Raw genomic sequence first — 3,569 nt, 5'->3', positions numbered from 1 at the left:
CTCGCCGCGCCAGCCCTCGGGCGCCTCCCGGGTGTAGACGTACGCGACGTCGAGGCCGAAGTCGTCGCGGATCCGGCGGCGCAGCTCGTCGGCGTTGGCGTGCTGGACACCGGGATCGACGCCAACCACCCCGACTTCGCCGGCCACCTCGCCGAGGTCAGGGACTTCACCGGCGGCAACGACCCCGGCGACTCGGTCGGCCACGGCACCCACGTGGCATCGACGATCGTCGGTAGCGGCGCCGCCTCCGGCGGGAGGTACCGCGGGGTCGCGCCGGGGGCGAAGCTGCTCGTCGGCAAGGTCTGCGCCACCACCGAATGCCAGGATTCGGACATCATCACCGGCATGCAGTGGCTCGCGCCGCAGACCCGGGTGGTCAACCTGAGCGTGGGCGGCGACGACGCACCCGGCCTCGACCCGCTGGAGACCGCGGTCCAGGAGCTGAGCAACCGGTACGGCACCCTGTTCGTGGTCGCGGCCGGCAACGAGGGAAAGCCAAAGTCGGTCTCCTCGCCGGCCTCCGCCGACGACGCTCTCGCCGTCGCCGCCGTGGACGCCGACGACCAGCGGGCCTACTTCTCCAGCCGGGGCCCGCGCGTCGGCGACAACCACATCAAGCCCGAGATCAGCGCTCCGGGCGTCGACATCGTGGCCGCCGCCCCCGGCGGCGACTACGCCACCATGTCGGGTACGTCGATGGCGACCCCGCACGTTGCCGGCACCGCCGCGATTCTCGCCGGCCAGCACCCGGACTGGACCGGGCCGCAGCTCAAGGCCGCCCTGATGGACTCGGCGAAGCCGACCGGCGAGGACACCATCTACGAGCAGGGCGCCGGCCGGGTGGACATCGCCCGCGCGGTCGCCCAGCCGGTCGCCACCGACATCGGCGCCATCGACTTTCCGGTGCAGCGCTGGCCGCACGCCGACGACAGCCCGATCACCCAGGTCGTCGGCTACCGCAACACGGGCACCGCACCGGTCACCCTGACGCTGGCCATCGCTCCGGCCCCGGCCGGCATGCTCACCGTCAGCCCGGCCACGCTGGTGGTGCCGGCCGGTGGCCGGGCCGAGGCGACGATCACGGTGGACACCCGCGTGGACGCCCCGGACGGCGTCTACCAGGGCGCGCTGACCGCGACCGGTGCCGGCGACCTGCGGGTACGGACGCCCTTCGTGTTGAACCGTGAGATCGAGAGCTACGACGTACGGCTCAACCACACCGGACGCGACGGCAGACCGGCCACCGAGTACACGACAGTGGCGGCGAACCTGACCACCGGCGAGTTCAGCACCCTCCCCGCGACACCGGGCGGCGGCGTCCTGCGGCTGCCCAAGGGGCGGTACGCGTTGTACAGCACCATCCACGAGGGTGCCGTGTCGACACTGCTCGCGCAGCCGGTCCTGGACGTACGCGGCCCGATCACCGAGGCGGTCGACGCCCGCAACGCCAAGCCCGTCGCGTTGACAGTGCCGCAGCACGACGCCGCGCCGATCTCGATCAACGTGAGCGCCAACTGGGACGACGGCATGCGCTACCCCGGCGTCCAACTCAGCGGAGTCTCCCTCACTGACGTCTTCTTCGGCCGGCTCGGGCCCGCCGTCGCGGCACCCGAGTTCACAGCGACGCTGGGCGTCGGGCTCGCCCGACCGGGCCGGGACGGCACCTTCCGCAACAGCCCCTACACCTACGACCTGGCGTACGTCGGCAGGGGCGACATGTTCACCGGCCTGACCAGGAAGCTGTCACCGAAGAACCTCGCCACGGTCAGGGCGACCTACCGCAGCCAGTCCACGGCGGCGACGGCCACCCGTTTCCACCGCGCGTCGGCTCCCGGAGGCTCGGGCCCGATCGGGTCGAACACGCCTGTCGACCTGCCGTTCACGGGCACCGAGTACTACAACACCGACGGCGGCATCGTCTGGACGTCCACGTTCGTCGAGGGGGACAACCTCACGACGCAGGATTCGACCTTCAGGTCGGGGCGTACGTACAGCCAGACCTGGAACGCGGCACCCTTCGGGCCCTCCGTGACCCAGGCACCGACCCTGTCACCCCTGGGGTACGCGGGCCGCGACGGCGACACCATCTCGATCGCGTCGCTGCCCCTGTTCGGCGACGCGACCGGTCGCCCCGCGAGCCGCGACGACCAGCCGGTGCGGTTCCGGCTGCTGCGCGACGGTAAGGAGATCGGCACCTCGGACAGCCCGTGGGCCGACTTCGCGGTGCCCGCCGGAAAGGCCACCTACCGGCTGGAGGCGACCGCCACCCGAGGCGCACCGGACACCCTGTCGACGTCGGTCTCGGTGGCCTGGACCTTCACCTCGGCGCACACCACGTCGCCGGAGCGGCTGCCGCTGACCACGGCCCGCCCGACGCCCGTGCTCGACGACACCAACACGGCACGGACCGGCCGGACCATGACGATCCCGGTGGCGCTGGACCGGCAGGCCGGTTCGAAGGCAGCGCCGAACCGCACGCTCGGCGTGTCCGCGTCGTTCGACGACGGCCGGACGTGGGTCGCCCTGCCGGTGATCCGGAACGTCGCGCTGATCAGTCACCCACGACGGGCCGGTTTCGTCTCGCTGCGGTTGACCGCCACCGACACCGCCGGCAACACGGTCACCCAGACGATCCAGCGGGCCTACCGGATCGCCTGACGCATCGCCCGGTCCGGGGTGGCGGCGGCTGGAGCCGCCGCTCCGGACCTTCATCACCTGCGCTGATCGCCTGTCGCGGCTGTCGTTCCGGTGCGGTGACCGAGGACACGGTGCACCGACTCCGCTGACAGGGTGGAATCAGAGGTGTGAGCAGAAGGCACCGGCGAGTGACGTCGTGAGGTCCACTCTTTCGACCCGCGATCCGGGTTCGTCCAGCGGTGGCACGACGCCCGCGGCGGACGAACCGAGTGGGGTGACGCCCGCCCATCGGCAGCGCTGGGCGGTGCAGACGATGGCCGTCACGCCCGACGACCAGGTGCTGGAGATCGGTTGTGGTCGGGGGGCAGCCGTCTCCCTGGTCGCCGGCCAACTCACCACCGGCCGGATCGTCGCCGTCGACCGCGCCGCGACGATGGTGCGGCTCGCCACCGAACGGAACGTGGGCCACATTGACACTGGTAGAGCCGAGATCCGGCGAGCAGGGTTCGAGTCGGCCGACCTACCGACCGGCCACTTCACCAAGATCTTCGCGGTGAACGTCAGCCTCTTCTGGTTGGGCGACGCGGCGCAGCAGATCGCTCGGATACGCAGCCTGCTGGCGCCGGGAGGACGGCTCTACGTCTTCGGCGAGCGACCCACCAAAGCGCACGCCACCGCGAACCTCACCGCGACCGAAGCACTGCTCCAAACCCACGGTTTCGCCACGACCACGTCGAGCGCCACCCGTGGCCAGGGCCACGTGCTCACCTGTGTCACCGGCACACCGATCCGGTGAGCCTGGGCTGATCGCAGCGTTGACATGAGCCGGGCGGGCTCGGTCTCGGCGACCGCCTCCTCGACGTTGCCGAGCACGGTCTTGGCCTCGTTGAGCGGGGGCTCCTGGGCGAGCATGCCGACGGTGTAGCCGGGCA

2 protein-coding genes and 1 pseudogene are annotated in these 3,569 nt (G+C 71.4%); 2 read left to right on the top strand and 1 reads right to left on the bottom strand.

Annotated features, from left to right (window positions below; translation table 11 throughout):
- Nucleotides 1-87, bottom strand: a pseudogene (locus ABZ749_RS31715) (oxidoreductase); the annotation flags it as partial.
- Between the two features lie 12 nt (nucleotides 88-99).
- Here ABZ749_RS31715 and ABZ749_RS31710 point away from each other — a divergent pair.
- Together ABZ749_RS31710 and ABZ749_RS31705 are read left to right on the top strand one after the other, a co-directional pair.
- Nucleotides 100-2,658, top strand: a complete 2,559-nt coding sequence (locus tag ABZ749_RS31710; protein WP_357234284.1) for a S8 family serine peptidase — start codon at nucleotides 100-102, stop codon at nucleotides 2,656-2,658.
- 253 nt (nucleotides 2,659-2,911) lie between these two features.
- A complete protein-coding gene (locus ABZ749_RS31705) occupies nucleotides 2,912-3,433 on the top strand; it encodes a class I SAM-dependent methyltransferase (RefSeq protein ID WP_357234287.1) in 522 nt (173 codons plus the stop codon).
- Nucleotides 3,434-3,569: the final 136 nt, after the last annotated feature.

Source organism: Micromonospora sp. NPDC047753, assembly GCF_040642735.1.
Classification (GTDB): domain Bacteria; phylum Actinomycetota; class Actinomycetes; order Mycobacteriales; family Micromonosporaceae; genus Micromonospora.
The sequence above is the reverse complement of the archived record's forward strand: the minus strand, read 5'-3'. Positions and strand labels throughout refer to the sequence as shown.